At 43.7% G+C, this 15,239-nt stretch carries 10 protein-coding genes; 4 read left to right on the forward strand and 6 right to left on the reverse strand.

Annotated elements, in window-relative coordinates:
* Positions 1–55: 55 nt before the first annotated feature.
* Entirely contained in the window at positions 56–3,283 is a 3,228-nt protein-coding gene (locus tag HY58_RS03905) for a TonB-dependent receptor (protein WP_039128335.1), read from the reverse strand.
* Between the two features lie 237 nt (positions 3,284–3,520).
* Here HY58_RS03905 and HY58_RS03910 point away from each other — a divergent pair, with 237 nt between their 5' ends.
* The gene (locus tag HY58_RS03910; RefSeq protein ID WP_039128338.1) at positions 3,521–4,726 is read left to right on the forward strand and encodes a bifunctional 3,4-dihydroxy-2-butanone-4-phosphate synthase/GTP cyclohydrolase II; all 1,206 of its coding nucleotides are present in this window, start codon (positions 3,521–3,523) and stop codon (positions 4,724–4,726) included.
* Positions 4,727–4,730: 4 nt separating this feature from the next.
* Here HY58_RS03910 and HY58_RS03915 read toward each other — a convergent pair whose 3' ends face one another.
* A complete protein-coding gene (locus HY58_RS03915; RefSeq protein WP_156123564.1) occupies positions 4,731–9,467 on the reverse strand; it encodes a translocation/assembly module TamB domain-containing protein in 4,737 nt (1,578 codons plus the stop codon).
* Between the two features lie 139 nt (positions 9,468–9,606).
* On the opposite strand from HY58_RS03915, the gene HY58_RS19405 reads away from it, so the two are divergent.
* Positions 9,607–9,750 (forward strand): hypothetical protein, encoded by a 144-nt coding sequence (locus tag HY58_RS19405; RefSeq protein WP_156123565.1) that lies wholly within the window; start codon positions 9,607–9,609, stop codon positions 9,748–9,750.
* On the opposite strand, the gene kdsA is transcribed toward HY58_RS19405, so the two are convergent.
* On the reverse strand, positions 9,747–10,565 hold the full coding sequence (gene kdsA, locus HY58_RS03920) for a 3-deoxy-8-phosphooctulonate synthase (protein WP_052323825.1): 819 nt from the start codon (positions 10,563–10,565) through the stop codon (positions 9,747–9,749). The two genes, HY58_RS19405 and kdsA, sit on opposite strands and share 4 nt — an antisense overlap.
* Before the next feature lie 98 nt (positions 10,566–10,663).
* On the opposite strand from kdsA, the gene HY58_RS03925 reads away from it, so the two are divergent.
* Positions 10,664–11,614, forward strand: a complete 951-nt coding sequence (locus tag HY58_RS03925) for an NAD-dependent epimerase/dehydratase family protein (RefSeq protein WP_039128343.1) — start codon at positions 10,664–10,666, stop codon at positions 11,612–11,614.
* A 25-nt stretch (positions 11,615–11,639) separates the two neighbouring features.
* Complete coding sequence (locus HY58_RS03930; RefSeq protein ID WP_039128346.1) at positions 11,640–12,875, forward strand: peroxiredoxin; 1,236 nt, start codon at positions 11,640–11,642, stop codon at positions 12,873–12,875.
* 3 nt (positions 12,876–12,878) lie between these two features.
* Here HY58_RS03930 and dapB read toward each other — a convergent pair whose 3' ends face one another.
* From dapB to HY58_RS03945, 3 genes are read right to left on the reverse strand one after another with little or no spacing between them, the layout of a single operon-like run.
* Positions 12,879–13,595 (reverse strand): 4-hydroxy-tetrahydrodipicolinate reductase, encoded by a 717-nt coding sequence (dapB, locus tag HY58_RS03935; protein WP_039128349.1) that lies wholly within the window; start codon positions 13,593–13,595, stop codon positions 12,879–12,881.
* A 27-nt stretch (positions 13,596–13,622) separates the two neighbouring features.
* The gene (locus HY58_RS03940; protein WP_052323826.1) at positions 13,623–14,285 is read right to left on the reverse strand and encodes a DUF5683 domain-containing protein; all 663 of its coding nucleotides are present in this window, start codon (positions 14,283–14,285) and stop codon (positions 13,623–13,625) included.
* 4 nt (positions 14,286–14,289) lie between these two features.
* Complete coding sequence (locus HY58_RS03945) at positions 14,290–15,207, reverse strand: ParB/RepB/Spo0J family partition protein (protein WP_039128352.1); 918 nt, start codon at positions 15,205–15,207, stop codon at positions 14,290–14,292.
* Positions 15,208–15,239: the final 32 nt, after the last annotated feature.

Consider the following 15,239-nt stretch of genomic DNA (forward strand, 5'->3'; position numbering starts at 1 on the left):
AAGAGGCCGTCTCAAATTACTTGAAACGGCCTCTTTTTTATTGATCTGATTATTATCAGAAGTTAAAACGAAGTCCAACCTGGCTGGTCCAGCGACTGCTGTTGTAAACACCATCGCTTACTGTGTAAGGCTTGCCATTGGTTGGCGGTGTAAATGTATAACGTGGAGTCAGGTCTGAGCTATAACTTGAAGCAAGGCTCAGGATACGGTAGTTGTCATTAAGTGCAAAATACTGACGACCCCAATCGCGGTTCAACATATTAGTGAAGTTGAACACATCGTAAGAGATCTGGAACTGATAAGTCTTCTTAGCGATGCGGATATTGAAGTCCTGCTGGATCTTCAGGTCTATAACATGCGTAAAAGGAAGACGTGCTCCGTTTCTTTCAGCATACTGACCACGACGTTTGCTCAGGTAGTCATCGTTCTCAATGTAGTCATTGAAAAGCGTCCACTGCTGGTCGGGGGTAAGGGTGCCATTCTGAACAAAAATGATATCACTCTTATTCTGCGGTACATAGATCAGGTCATTGTCTTCGAAGTTATCAAAGTCACGAACCATACCACGACTCATTACATAACTGAACGGCGCTCCACTCTGTCCATTGTACACAAGAGAGAAGGTTGTAGCCAACATCTTGTTTGCATACGTGATCTTTTTTGCGATATAGGCATTCAGGCGATGAGCGATATCAAAATCACTTGTACTGCGGGTCATGAAATTACGACCATAAACAGTTTCCATAAACCTCCACTGCGAACTGTTTTGGGAACTGGTTCCTTCGTTCATAACAACTGAGTTACCATAAGTGTAGTTAGCATTGAAAGCAAAACCTTTTCTCCATGCTTTATCTACAGTAAAAGTGAAGTTGTAGGCAAATCCTTTCTTATCCTTGTTGTTAGATAAGAGGAAAATTCCTGTGTAAGGATTGCTTCCATCTGGACGCATCGGGATAGTCTTGGGGAAGTTTCCGGATAGTGCATATACAGGGCGTGAATCAACACCAACTGATTTTAAAGTTGGAGGCAGGAGGTTAACCTGCTTATAATCGATCTCATTGATATTCTTGGTGAATACACCTTCGATGCTCAGTTTCCATCCACCTTCCAGAATCTTATCAACACCAAGAGAGGTACGGAAAACCTTGTTCAGACGAAAGTTTTTGGCGATCAGGTTGATTTCACCCGATGGAAGCCTTGCCGTACGGCCGATGTCTGCAAGAGTGTACTGGTCAAATGGATCAGGGCGGAAGGCCAGGTTCGAACCATTCATACCTGCGATGCTGATACCGTTGTTGTTGTACACGCCACCAGGCCAAACCAGGGGAACACGACCGGTAAATGTTCCCAATCCACCACGGATAGTGATATTGTCTTCACCAATTTTGTAAGTGAATCCAACACGTGGATTGATGGACCATTTTGGATCAGCGATCTGTCCGCTTCTTGCACCCTTCAGGTCATAATACTGACTGATGGCTGCAATAGCTGTATCATTGAAAAAATTATCTGTGCGGGGATCATCCAGATAAATAGTATTGTCAGCACGCAGACCAAGATTAAGCGTAAAATTATCGGTAACCTTTATCTCATCGTTTACGAAAAATCCGAGGCGAAGATTCTTAAATGAAGCTGCTGCATTAACACTTGCATCACCAGTTGCATTGTCAACAACCGAATAAGAGCGGTTATACGTTGATGCGTTTCCTCCTTCTAAGAACTCTTCCAGGCTGCTGAATACATAGGAACCATAGTTCTGGCGGATGAAGATATTATATGAATTACTCAGCTCATTATCGGTACCAATTGAAAGAGTATGTTTACCCTTATAAAGTTTGAATACATCGAAAATGGCGATATTCTTCTGTTCCAGTTTGTTACCAGTTGAAAACTCTTCGGTACCAAAAATGAGGTTATTGCTGCCATCATTGATTCGTACCCTTGGGAATGCCGATCCAAGGGGACCGCGGTCATCCACAACATTAGTAAAAGTGAGCAACAATTTGTTGTTGGCACCTTTATTGAAACGGCTGTTCAATTCCAATGAACCAGAGTTGGTTTTATTGGGCATGATATAACCATTGTTGTAGAAGTTAATGTTCTGCGCAGTACTGCGGCTCGTATTAAACCTTTCAGCACTATTATAGCGGTAGCTAAGGCTGAGTTTATGGCGACTGTTGATATTCCAGTCTAATTTGGCAGCAACCCGATCAGCATCAAGCTTCTCGGCATTGTTCTCGTAACCACCGGGGTCATATCCATATTCACTAATTAGATAAGATGCAAGTCCGTCAATGTCAGACTTTGTAAGAGAACCACTATAATCAGAAAATTTAAATGGCTGAGGACGCTCATCGCGCTGCATTTCAGCATTCACAAAGTAGAACAATTTGTTCTTGATAATGGGGCCACCAATACGGAAGCCATAGGTTTTATTACTGAAATCATTTAGCTTGGTTGCTGCATCTTTATCAACGCCGGGTGTCTTACCACTGAGGTCCTGGTTACGGAAGAAATAGTAAAGACTTCCCTGTGTTTCGTTGGTACCACTACGTGTGATGGCATTGATACCACCACCGGTGAAGTTACCCAAAGAAGCATCATAAGGTGATACTACAACCTGGAACTGGTCGATGGCATCAATTGAAATTGGAGGTGCACCTGTTTGACCACCATTGGTTCCGCTTGCGGCAAGACCAAATACATCATTGTTCACCGCACCATCTATATAAAAAGAATTATAACGGTTGTTTTGTCCGGCAATGGCAACACCACCATCTCCGGTGATCTTAGCCTGGGGAACAAAACGCAGGAAGTCAGAAATATTCCGGCCAACTGTTGGGAGGTTAGCCATTTTATCTCTTCCCACAGATGTTTCTGTGCCACCCTTACCTGTTTCGCGCGGGCGTGCAACACCAGCTACTATAACTTCTGTAAGCTCAGTAGATTTGTCTGACAGGCTGAAATTCTGTTGTTCTGTTTCACCAAGATCCACGAATATGTCTTCCCTGGTAACAGATTCAAAGCCCACGAATGATACCTGCACCCTGTAAGGGCCACCGGTATTGATATTGGCCAGGTCAAACCGGCCACCCGCACGGGTTAATGTGGTATAGACTGTTCCTGTTGGCACATGCGTCACGGTAACAGAAGCGCCTACAAGAGGATCTCCCGAAGCAGCCTTAACCGAACCGGTCATGCTGCTGGTGGTTACCTGAGCATTTGTGCTGATCGCGAATGCCAGGAAAAGGCATACTAATCGTACAATTCTCTTTACAAACATAATGTGTGTGTTTTACAAATTTGCTGCAAAGAAAATGAATTATCCCCTAACTCCGTTAAGACTATATTAACAAATTGTAACCCATCCCTTGTTTTAATGTTTAGCTATTGAATATTACCCATTTACCCTTAAACCACTATTCCGGGTTTGAATGGTGGTGAAGGTCATCTCATCCTTATAAGAACTGGTTCTGAACAGGAGAGACTTATTATTGTTAGTTTTGCTTAAATATCTTGTATGCTGGACAGTATAGAAAGTGCCATTGAAGATTTCCGTAACGGCAAAATGCTGATCGTTGTTGATGATGAAGACCGTGAGAATGAGGGTGATTTTGTGATCGCCGCCCGGCATGTTACCGCTGAGGTCATCAACTTCATGAGCAAAGAGGGGCGGGGACTGATCTGTGCGGCGCTGGTGGAAGACCGTTGTGATGAGCTGAACCTGGAAATGATGGTGAACAGTAATACGGCCCTTCATGAAACAGCATTTACCGTTTCTGTCGATCTGCTGGGCCATGGCTGTACCACTGGAATTTCGGCCCAGGACAGGGCCCGGACCGTTCAGGCGCTTATCAATCCGGAAACAAAACCATCCGATCTTGGCCGCCCGGGGCATATTTTCCCTCTAAGGGCAAAAAAGGGTGGCGTATTGCGCCGGGCCGGACATACAGAGGCCACCATTGACCTGGCCAGGCTGGCGGGTATGGAACCGGCAGGAGTACTGGTGGAAATTCTCAATGAAGACGGCTCAATGGCCCGTCTTCCCGAACTGCAGGTGCTTTCAGCTAAACTTGGGATCAAGATCATCTCAATAAAGGATCTGATAGAATATCGCCTCAAACGCGATTCACTAATAGAAGAAGTGGTGACAGTTGACATGCCCACCAAATATGGCCATTTTAAGATGGTTGCCTTCCGTGAAAAGCATACCCAGAACGAACATATCGCCCTGATAAAAGGTGAGTGGGAAAAAGATGAGCCCATCATGGTAAGGATCCATTCATCCTGCTTTACAGGTGATATACTTGGCTCATTGCGATGCGATTGCGGTGACCAGTTACACAAGGCATTGGAAATGGTGGAGGCAGCCGGTAAGGGTGCAGTACTATATATGAACCAGGAAGGAAGGGGGATAGGGCTGATGAATAAACTCCGCGCATATAAATTACAGGAGGAAGGAATGGATACAGTGGAAGCCAATCTTCATTTAGGCTTTCCCATGGATAAACGCGATTATGGCGTGGGCGCACAGATGCTTCGCTACCTGAATATCACCAGGCTTCGGTTGATCAGTAATAATCCCCGTAAGCGTGCCGGCTTAATGGGATATGGAATTGAGATCGTGGATTGTATTCCTATTAATGTTAAGTCGAACCCCCATAATGAGAAGTACCTGAAAACAAAGCGCGACAAATTGGGGCATCGTATCCTGGATGCTGAATGATCGCTTATTCATTTAATGTGCTATCGGCAGGGGGAGTTTGTAAATTCGCTATAGTTTTTTTCGGCTTTCGGGAGAATAGTTCACGTATGCGGTCAAACTCTTTGCGGAACGATAAACTTACGCCTGAACGCTGCAGTGCATTCTGCGCGATATAACTCCAGTTATTACGGTAGAAAAAGGTGATGCGGAATTTCCCGTCAGGGGTCAGTTTGTATTCGGCCTGCACATCAGGAAGAAACTGGAAGGTAGCGGCCTGCTGTGATCCGATACCAAAGTCAATGGCACTTCCCACAACAAAGGTCAGGCGCTCATTCAGGTAACTTTTTGCAACACTAAGGTTGATATTGGTACGGTCGGGAAGCATGATAGAAGAATTGTTCTGCCCGGTGATGTTGGTTCCGCTATACAATGAAGCATTCATGTTAAACTTCAGACTCTTATCATTGAATACATTCTGAAGCAATTTGGAGAATTCGTTTGACAATACATTGGAAAGAAATCCGGAAATACTACTTACAACCAGGCTTTCAAAAGCAGCACTGGCAAAAGAGCCACTGTTATTCTGCGCGCTTCCTGCCGCGGTGAGCGGACCAAAAGTGTTAAAGAGGATCAGGTAAGAAACCTGTTTGTTCAATTCATTTTCATCACGCTGGATAATAGAGATAAGTCCCTGTGCTTCGGTATTGTTCCGGAGCGGACTATTCTCAGGTAGTTCGATCTGGAACTTGATCTTAGGCTGGGTCAGTTTATCGGAGATGTTCGCAATTACGTTTACCCTTCCCCGGTAGCGCCTTACATCTTCGTTGGTAACGCTGAATCCGCCACTGCTTAGCAGGTCACTGAAGCGAACATTATCGGCCTGGTAAAGTGCATCGATCTTTAAGGTGGCTTCATAAGGATCACCATTCCAGGAGATATAATTATTCCTTTCCGGTAAGAGAATAAAGGTCTTTTTCCAGGCCTGGAAATTGAAATCATAAAAACCGCTTTCAATTTCATAGCGGCCATTCATGGTTAAGTTTTCATTGGTACCAACGCGCATTTTGAGATTACCATTTCCTTTCGCAGAAATGATATCTCCCGTGGTTTCATCAATGATCATATAAACCGTTGCCTTGTTATTGGCTGTAATATCAAGTGATACAGTAAGGTTAGATTCCTTTCCATAGGGGCGGTAGGCTTCCATTTCCTTACCATATTCTTTCCACACGATAAAATCAGCCTCGGCACTTTCCCTGCTGGCACCTGTGGCAATATAAACCCTGCTACTGTCAGTAGGTTCACTACTGATATCCATGGTCATATCATACATGGGGCCACTGATATTCATATTGGCCTTCCCAATCACTGTTCCGTAGAATAATTTATTGTCGACACTGGTTGTGTTCAACAGCAACATATTAGATGACCGCACTTTAAAATCAAAGGCCATGTCCTTGAAATTATTGTGGTATAACTTTCCTTCCGTTAGTTCACCTTTATTGCCAAGGGTATCTTCGATTTGTAACCTGCCAAAGTCGATCATGCCATCCGAAAGTTTCACCGTGGCTGCTGGAATACGGTAATAGACTTTTGTATAGTCCACCAATATTCCGCCTTCACTGAGTTCAAGATCACCCAGGTACTTCAGGTTACTGCCCCGGCCCACAATGCGGAGATTGCCGGTGGCCTTTCCATCGATCTTGCTGAATACTCCCCCAAGGTATTTTTCAAGAAGGCTGATACTGGTGTGATCCAGTTTTGCATTGATATCAATAGCATCAGAAAGTGAATCGCGGGTATTAACGAGACCGGTTATATTGAAATTATAATTTTCGTTAGAGGAGAATGTTTTGAAGGTGACCTTTCCCGACTGTTTTGAATAGGTACTGCTGAGATCTATTGTACCAATAGAATCATCATCCAGCCTGAATTGTTCCGCCACTGCAGTGGCATCTATCTGTAATTTTCCGAATGGTTCGATCACTTCAACTGTTCCGGTGAGTAAGCCCTCTAAGCGGTTACTCTTCACAAAGAATGGCGCAAAATCACCGATCTGTATTTTTTTAAGATCCACTTTCAGATCATTGCCTGTGCCGATGGAAGAGGGCGCCGAACTTATGAGTATCTCCTGGTCACCACTATAGATCCTTACGCCATCAGAAGTTACAAGGTCCTTACTCAGGATGATCTCACCACCTTCATCAATGGTCCATTCTTTATTATTGATATCGAAAAACGATGGATTGAATTTTAGCCGGAAACCATTTTTCAGGGTCTGCACTTCACCTGATATATCGGCCCTGTTCAACGTTTGGTTAGCGCTGGTTTTAATGTTTACTTTAGAAAGGTCATTGCTGGTGGTAATTGAAATTTGTGATTCCGGAAAATGAAGGCTGTCATTCACAAAAATGTCTCCGACAGTGGTGGCCACCGATAATGAATCATAATTTCCTCTTCCCTGCAGTTTAACTTCGTAGAATCCGAGATTATTATAACCAAAATGTGGCAGCTCTGCATCCACATCAAAAATATTGTCCCTGGTGTTGAGCCGTCCATTAATGGTGGCAAAATTGAAACCCTTTAAGCGCTTGTCGAGAAGATCAAGGTAGTCATCAATTTTACGGGTGGTGATGAAAAAACTGAAATTATTATCAACCTTTTTGGTAGAAGCTGCTATATAGCTGGGGAAATAGCGGTTAAGGAAGGTCTGGAAGGCATCCGGAAGGGAACTTATATTGAATTCGCCTGCCAGTATCCCCTCAAATTCATTGCTTTTTACAGTAATGGTCTTGTTATTGTTTGGAAGCCTTGATGATTCCACATATAAGGAATCAAAAGCGATCCTCTGGCCGTTCTTAAATATAGATGCTTCTGCAATGCGGGCGGTGCCTAAGAAATTGTCAACGGTATTACCGGTGAAATTTACATTGAAGATCCCATTGATGTCCAGCTCCTCTTTTGAAAAATTTAGACTCTGAAGGTTTGCATTATTAACTAGCGCGTTAAAATCGAACTTCGGTATTTTACCGGAGAGGTCAACCAATCCTTTGAGTGTTGCTTCCAGGTGTGGATCATTCACTACAAGGTTTCCATTGAATAGCCTTTTGGCGAATTGACCATCAATAGCTATATCCGTGTATCGGTAACCGTTATATTCAATAAATGGAAGTGTTCCTACCAGGCTGGCATCCAGCGCCGACATGGTAAATCCTTTCCCTTTAATATCACCAGCCACGGCGAAATTGCCGATCTTATTATTGTCGATGAATTGTCCTAGTTGGAAATCGTCGGTCTTGATGGTGCCTGAATAGGAGGGTGTTCCTTTGACAGGGATCTTCATATTCAGATCAGTGCGTATGGTGCCAAGCGCTGTTTCAATAGTACCATAGGTTACAAAATCACGGATAAAGCCGGTAAAGCTGCCTTTGAAGTTGAGATAGGAGAGCCGCTCAATCCGAAGATCCCTAACCTGTTTTAATTCTGGAAAGATCTTTTGCGCATCCGAATAGGTAGTCCTGAAATCATTGGCCGTGAAATCAATATAGGTTTTTTCAATATCCGGAAGACCACTCAATGTGAAATCACCGTTCAGGTAGGTGCTTGACCCTGCGCGGGCAATAACCCTTTTGCCATTAAGGTTGCTGATGGTGCCTTTGATCTTACCTGTAAGGGATATGCGCTTTTCCCATTCTTTCAGCGCCGGAGCGAAATAGGCAATATCATCGCTATGTATTACCGCGTCTACAAAATTTCCTTCAAGCCTTACTTTATCAATAAAGCTGCTCATGTCATTGAAGCTGTCGTAGCGCATGGCAAAGAAATCTTTCAGCCGGCTTTTGCTGGTCCTTATATCAAGCTCCCTGAACTCCATCGCCTCAGGATGAAATTTCATCTTTGACTTGAGTTGCTTTACCTCAAATCCGCTTCTTTCTTTTGTGGCGATTAAAACGTTCGCCGAAAATGTATCGTTAATGAGTGTAAGGTTCTCGAACCGGGAGTTAATATTTCCAAATACAAAATGAGCGCCATCAAAATAATAGAAGGGGTCGCGACCATTCTCCACATCGTTTCTGAAACCGCCATCTTTGATAGTGAGTGCATTAATACTAAGACCCCATTTGCCGGGATTCCAACGGAGCTTATCGGGGTCATTCACCGGTGCTATACCGGTTTTGGGCCTTCGTTCAACAGGTGGTCTTTTGCCATCATAATTATAAATGGAAAAAACCGGTTGCTCGAGGGCAAGCTGGTTGATATGGATCTGTTTGTTTTTAAGATCAAATACCCGGGCTTCGAGATGAAGTGATTTTAAAGCAAGTCCGAGGTTCTCTCCCCGCCAGCCGTCCTGTTGCAGGAGCCGGATATTTTTAAGATCGATGGTATTTACTGATAGCTCAATGGGTTGTTTTTTCTTTGCTGATGGCGGAGCAGAAAAATAATCGATGAGGAATTGGTAATTCCATACCGAATCCTGCCTTTGCAGGTTAATATAGGTGCTTTCCAGTCCTATATATTTCAACTCGATCTTATCCTTGAAGAAAAACCAGTCGGTTATATTCACTTTAACGGCACCCGCATAAAGAAGGGTATCCTTATTATGATCTCTCACGAGGGTTCCTTTCAATTCAAGTTTGTCAAAGAATTCGAGATCTATATAGCTCACTTTAACCTCGGTATTCAGGGCTTTTGAAAGACGGCTGGCAGCCTGTTTAACAAGGAAATTCTGAACAGGCCTTGTTTGCAGGGAGAAATATATCAACACCACCAATAAAAGCAGCGAAAGAAGAATGTAGCCAATTATGGAGAGTACTCTTTTCAGGATCCGGTAATTATGGGTAAAAATAATTATTCGCTACTTTGCGCCCCTTGTTATTTTTATAAACTAACGAAATTAATATATGAGATGCATATTCTTCCTTGCTGCAGTACTGCTTTTTAACAGCCTGTTGGCTCAGGATAAAGATGGCAGGCAGGTCATCTACCCTGGCGTTACCAGGGCAGATGGAACATTATGGTTGAAATATATTAAACTGAGATCTTAGAGCACTTTTCTCAACCGCACCAGTTCTTCCAGTAAGCCTTCCAGCCTGTTAAGCTGAAGCATATTGGCCCCATCACTTTTTGCAACGGCCGGATTAGGATGTGTTTCAATGAAAAGCCCATCGGCTCCTGCAGCTAAGGCAGCTTTTGCGATGGTGCCTATCATAGCCGGGTTTCCTCCTGTAACACCCGATGTTTGGTTGGGTTGTTGAAGGCTATGCGTCACATCCATCACTACGGGAACGCCATGTTCTTTCATCCAGGGTATATTCCTGAAATCCACAACAAGATCCTGGTAGCCAAAACTGTTTCCCCTTTCAGTAAGAATGATCTTGTCATTTCCTGCATTGCGGATCTTTTCAACCGCAAATTTCATGGCCGGACCACTAAGGAATTGTCCCTTTTTAACATTGATCACCTTACCTGTTTCTGCAGCAGCAATGAGAAGATCGGTTTGCCTGCATAAAAAAGCAGGTATCTGCAAGAGGTCGGCATATTGAGCAGCGGGTGCTGCCTCATCATGTGCATGAATATCGGTAATGGTGGGAAGATTGAATCTTTCCCCTGTCTTTTTTAATAAGGAAAGTCCGGTAGCATCGCCGAGGCCGGTGAATGAACTGGCACTGGTTCGGTTCGCTTTGCGGTAGGATGATTTAAAAATATAGGGGATGCCTAACCGGCTGCAGACAGTACTTACTTTTTCTGCCACTTCCATAAGCAGCTCTTCGCTTTCTATTACACATGGGCCTGCAATCAGGAAGAAGTTTTTTTCATCATACGTCTGGCCTATGAAAAGGTCCTTTAGAAATTGTTCCATGTGCAAATATAATAACACTGGCAATGACGTAATCGATTGCATGAAAGTTTCAAATCTCATTGTTCCTTCTTAGGTTTGCAGCCATCAAATGATTGCAAATGACCAAAGAAAAGATTCTGGTGATCGGTGCCTGCGGACAGATCGGCGTTGAACTTACCCTGGCACTGAGAAAAATTTATGGCAATAGTAATGTCATCGCTTCTGATCTCCGCGAGGAAAATGAGCTCCTTCGTGGTACTGGTCCTTATGTATCCATTGATGCGCTGAACAAGGAAATGCTGCATGTTCAGGTGATCAGGCAGAATATTACCCAGGTATACCTGCTGGCGGCAATTCTTTCTGCTACCGGCGAAAAGAATCCTAACCTGGCCTGGCATCTCAATATGCAAAGCCTGCTGAATATCCTGGATATTGCCAGGGAAGAGAAACTGCATAAAGTTTACTGGCCATCTTCCATTGCAGTATTCGGTCCTACATCGCCCAAGCAGAATTGTCCCCAGTATACCATCATTGAGCCTACCACAGTTTATGGCATTTCAAAATATGCAGGCGAATTCTGGTGTAATTATTACTTCCAGCGTTTTGGCGTTGACGTGAGAAGCCTGCGATATCCGGGACTGATCTCATATAAGTCGGCCCCAGGTGGCGGTACAACTGATTATGCAGTTGAAATATTCCATGAAGCACTGGAAGAAAAAAAGTACGAATGTTTCCTGAAAGAGGATACCTATCTTCCCATGATGTATATGCCGGATGCCATTCGTGCAACCATTGAACTCATGGAGGCACCAGCCGAAAGTATTTCAGTGAGAACCAGTTATAACCTGGCGGCAATGAGCTTTTCACCGCGGGAAATAACCAATGCGATCCATAAACATATCCCGGATTTTAAGATGAGTTATAAGCCTGATTACCGGCAGAATATAGCCGATAGCTGGCCACAGAGTATTGATGATTCTATTGCACGGCGCGACTGGGGCTGGAACCACCAATATGACCTGGAAAGAATGACGGCTGATATGCTGGAAAATCTTAAGGAGAATTTATGACCCCTGCCACCTAATTTTGCAGGCTATGAAGCGCATACCTGCCCTGTTGTTTATTCTTTTATTTTATGTAACTGGTGCCCATGCCCAGCAACTCCGTTCCGGACTTTGGAAAGCGGCCCTCCAGCGGGCAGATGGCAATGATATCGTTTTCAACTTTGACATAAGCTATGAAAAGCAGCTGCCAGTGATCCGTATCCGCAATGCGGAAGAAAGGCTGGAAGTTCGTCAGGTGAAAGTTGAAAGGGATTCTGTTTTCATTGATATGCCATTTTTTGAATCCTACTTCAAATTGCAAATGCAACCCGATGGGTTGTCGCTCCGCGGTAATTGGATCAAAGCCACCAGTACAGGAAAAGATGTTGTTATGCCTTTCATTGCAAGGCATGGTTCAGAACCAAGATTTCCTTCCGGAAAGGCTCCTGCTACCAATATCAGCGGCAGGTGGGATATGGAAATTATACGCCCTGCCGGCGGTACAAGGCCTGCCATTGCGGAGCTGATACAGGAGGGATCAAAACTCACAGGAACCATCCTGACACCATCTGGCGATTACCGCTTCCTGGAAGGTGTGGTAAATGGCGACAGTTTATTCCTTTCAACGTTTGACGGAAGCCATGCCTATGTTTTTTCGGCACATATCGGCAATGATCAAACGATAAAGGGTGGATACTTTTACTCGGGACCTTCACATAAAGAAGCCTTCTCAGCAAGGAAAAACGCTAATGCAAAACTTGACCTTGGTAACGTCAGCATCTTTGTTAAACCGGGGCAGGATAAATTGAATTTCCGTTTTCCCGATATTGATGGAAATCATGTTGGTATAAAAGATGATAAATTCAAAAACAAGGTGGTTGTGATTCAGTTAATGGGTAGCTGGTGTCCTAATTGTATGGATGAAACAAATTTTCTCAGTAATTACTATCGTAATAACAAGCAGCGTGGAATTGAAATGGTGGCACTTGCCTATGAATATAGTACAGACCTGGAGAGGTCAAGGAAAAGCCTTCGTAAATTTCAACAGCGATTCAATGTCGACTATCCGATCCTGATCACGCCTGTAACTAGTTCAGATACGTTGCGTACCGAAAAAACATTGCCCCAGCTTACAGCAATTAAAGTATTTCCAAGCACTATTTTCCTTGGAAAAGACGGCCGCGTGGCGAAGGTACATTCAGGGTTTTATGGTCCCGCAACAGGAGATCGCTATACAGAATATATCAGGGAGTTTGAAGAAACGGTCAACAGTTTACTGGCTGAATAATCACTAAAGCCCAAGTACGTCTTTCATTGTGTAAATCCCTTTTTTACCAAAGATGAATTCCGCAGCAAGAATAGCTCCGGTTGCAAACCCCGTTCTGTTGTGGGCAGTATGGATGATCTCAATATCATCAATAGGTGAGCTGTACAAAACGCTATGTGTTCCCGGGGCAGGGTCAACACGTTCACTAATGATCTCCAGTTCTTCAGGATTATTACTGGCATTATTCACCCATTTTTTAATTCTGGGTATTTGCTGCATTACCTGATCGGCTAATGTTACTGCAGTACCACTTGGTGCATCCTTTTTTTCGGTATGATGTATTTCCGTCATCGACACTTCATAGGCAGGCTGGTTGGTCATAAGCGTTGCCAGAAGTTTATTCACCTCAAAGAAAATATTAACACCAACTGAGTAGTTGCTTGAATACAAAAATGCACCTTGTTGCTGAAGACAGTATTCTTCAACAGCTTCTAATTTATCGAGCCATCCTGTTGATCCGCATACCACAGGAATCTTGTATTCAAGAAGTTTCATGATATTATTGAAAGCGCTGTGGGGACTGGTAAATTCTATGGCTACATCAGCTTTGGCAATATTCTCCCTGTTAAGGTCGGACGCGTTGTCCACATCTATTTTCAGCACAATTTCATGCCCTCTCTGCAGCGCAATCTCTTCAATGGCTTTTCCCATTTTGCCGTAGCCTACCAATGCTATTTTCATATTGATCAGAAATTAAAGAAATGCAATTTAGGGAGAAATGGGCAGAAGACGCGGTCGGGCCTTGTGGATGTCCAACACAAGGGATAGTCCGGTTAAAGAGCCCGGCGTATTTCCATTCTGGCTCATATTGGTGGGAAGCATGGGTTTGATCTTCATGCTGAGGTTGGGACTAACATCAAAATCTTTCAGATGGGCATCAACCGTTGCATCAACCACATTAAGTCCCCAGAATAGCAGGAAAACAAGAACCGAATAATCAATATTTCTTCTTGACTCATTACGGAAATTTCGCAATGAATTGGTGTAATTGCCCCTCACAAATGGTTTGAGATATTCAGCCACCGATTCATATTTGGATGTGTCTCCTTCAACCGAAACCTGGTATGCATAACGCACATCCCTGTAAACTTTTATATTATCTGCAAATACATAGCCGGTAGCACCCAATGCGCCATATATGATGGGAATCTTCCAGTATTTTTTATTGTATGCCTGTCCCCAGCCCGGTAATATGGCTGATCGTATTATCGCTTTCCTTGGGCTATGCTTTTTCACAGTATCACCTGTGATATTTGCCTTGAGCAGTACTGCAGAATCAATGATGAGGGTTTGTGTACTATCCTGGGCATGGGAAAGTGATCTGCATAGCAGTAAAGAAAATAGCAGAATGATTACCCGGGTTTGTTTCATGTCTTTAGTTCACATCAACTCCCATTGCTTCAAGGATCTTATTCAATTCCTGGATCGAATAATACTCCAGTGTAATATTGCCATGCCCTTTCTTGTTATGGTTCAATTTTACCCGGGTGCTGAAATGTGATGCTAAATTATCCTCTATTTTTTTATAGGCAGGAGGAAGTGCAAGTTTTGCGGCATTTTTAACAGCGGGAACATCTTCCTTGTAAAGTTTACGCACCAACTCTTCCGTTTGGCGAACAGATAATCCTTTGTTCTTAATCTCGTTGAAAATATATAGCTGCTTATCTACCAGGTCAACATTGATAAGTGCACGGGCATGGCCCATACTAACGGTTCCATTGCGTACGGCTACCTGGATATCGGGTGGCAGTTTAAGTAGTCTGACATAGTTGGCAACAGTGCTTCTTTCTTTTCCCATTCTCTCTGCAACCTGTTCCTGGGTATAGTTCAGCTCATCCATCATCCGCTTGTAGCTGAGGCTAACCTCAATGGCGTTGAGGTCTTCACGCTGGAGGTTTTCCAGAAGTGCAAGCTCAAGAAGTTGCTGGTCATCTGCCTGGCGGATATAGGCAGGCATATCTTTAAGTCCCGCTATCTTGGAAGCCCTGAATCTTCTTTCTCCTGAAATAAGGCGATACTTGCCGGATGGAAGTTTTGATACAGTTATTGGTTGAATGATATCATGTATCCTGATAGAAGCAGCGAGTTCGTTCAGCGCCTGCTCGTCAAAATCATGACGCGGTTGCTTTGGATTGGTTTCGATCTGACCAATCGGTATGCGCATCATGCCGGTGGCCGCTTCAACCACCTGAGGTTTTAATTGTCCCGCAGTATTTTTTAAATCAGCATCAATATTCTGTAAAAGGGAACGGATTCCTTTTCCTAAGGCGTCTTTTTTATTGGGACTATTCATTTCTGTATAACAACTTTAAAATTCTAAATCAG

The organism is Flavihumibacter sp. ZG627 (assembly GCF_000814325.1).
Lineage (GTDB): Bacteria > Bacteroidota > Bacteroidia > Chitinophagales > Chitinophagaceae > Flavihumibacter.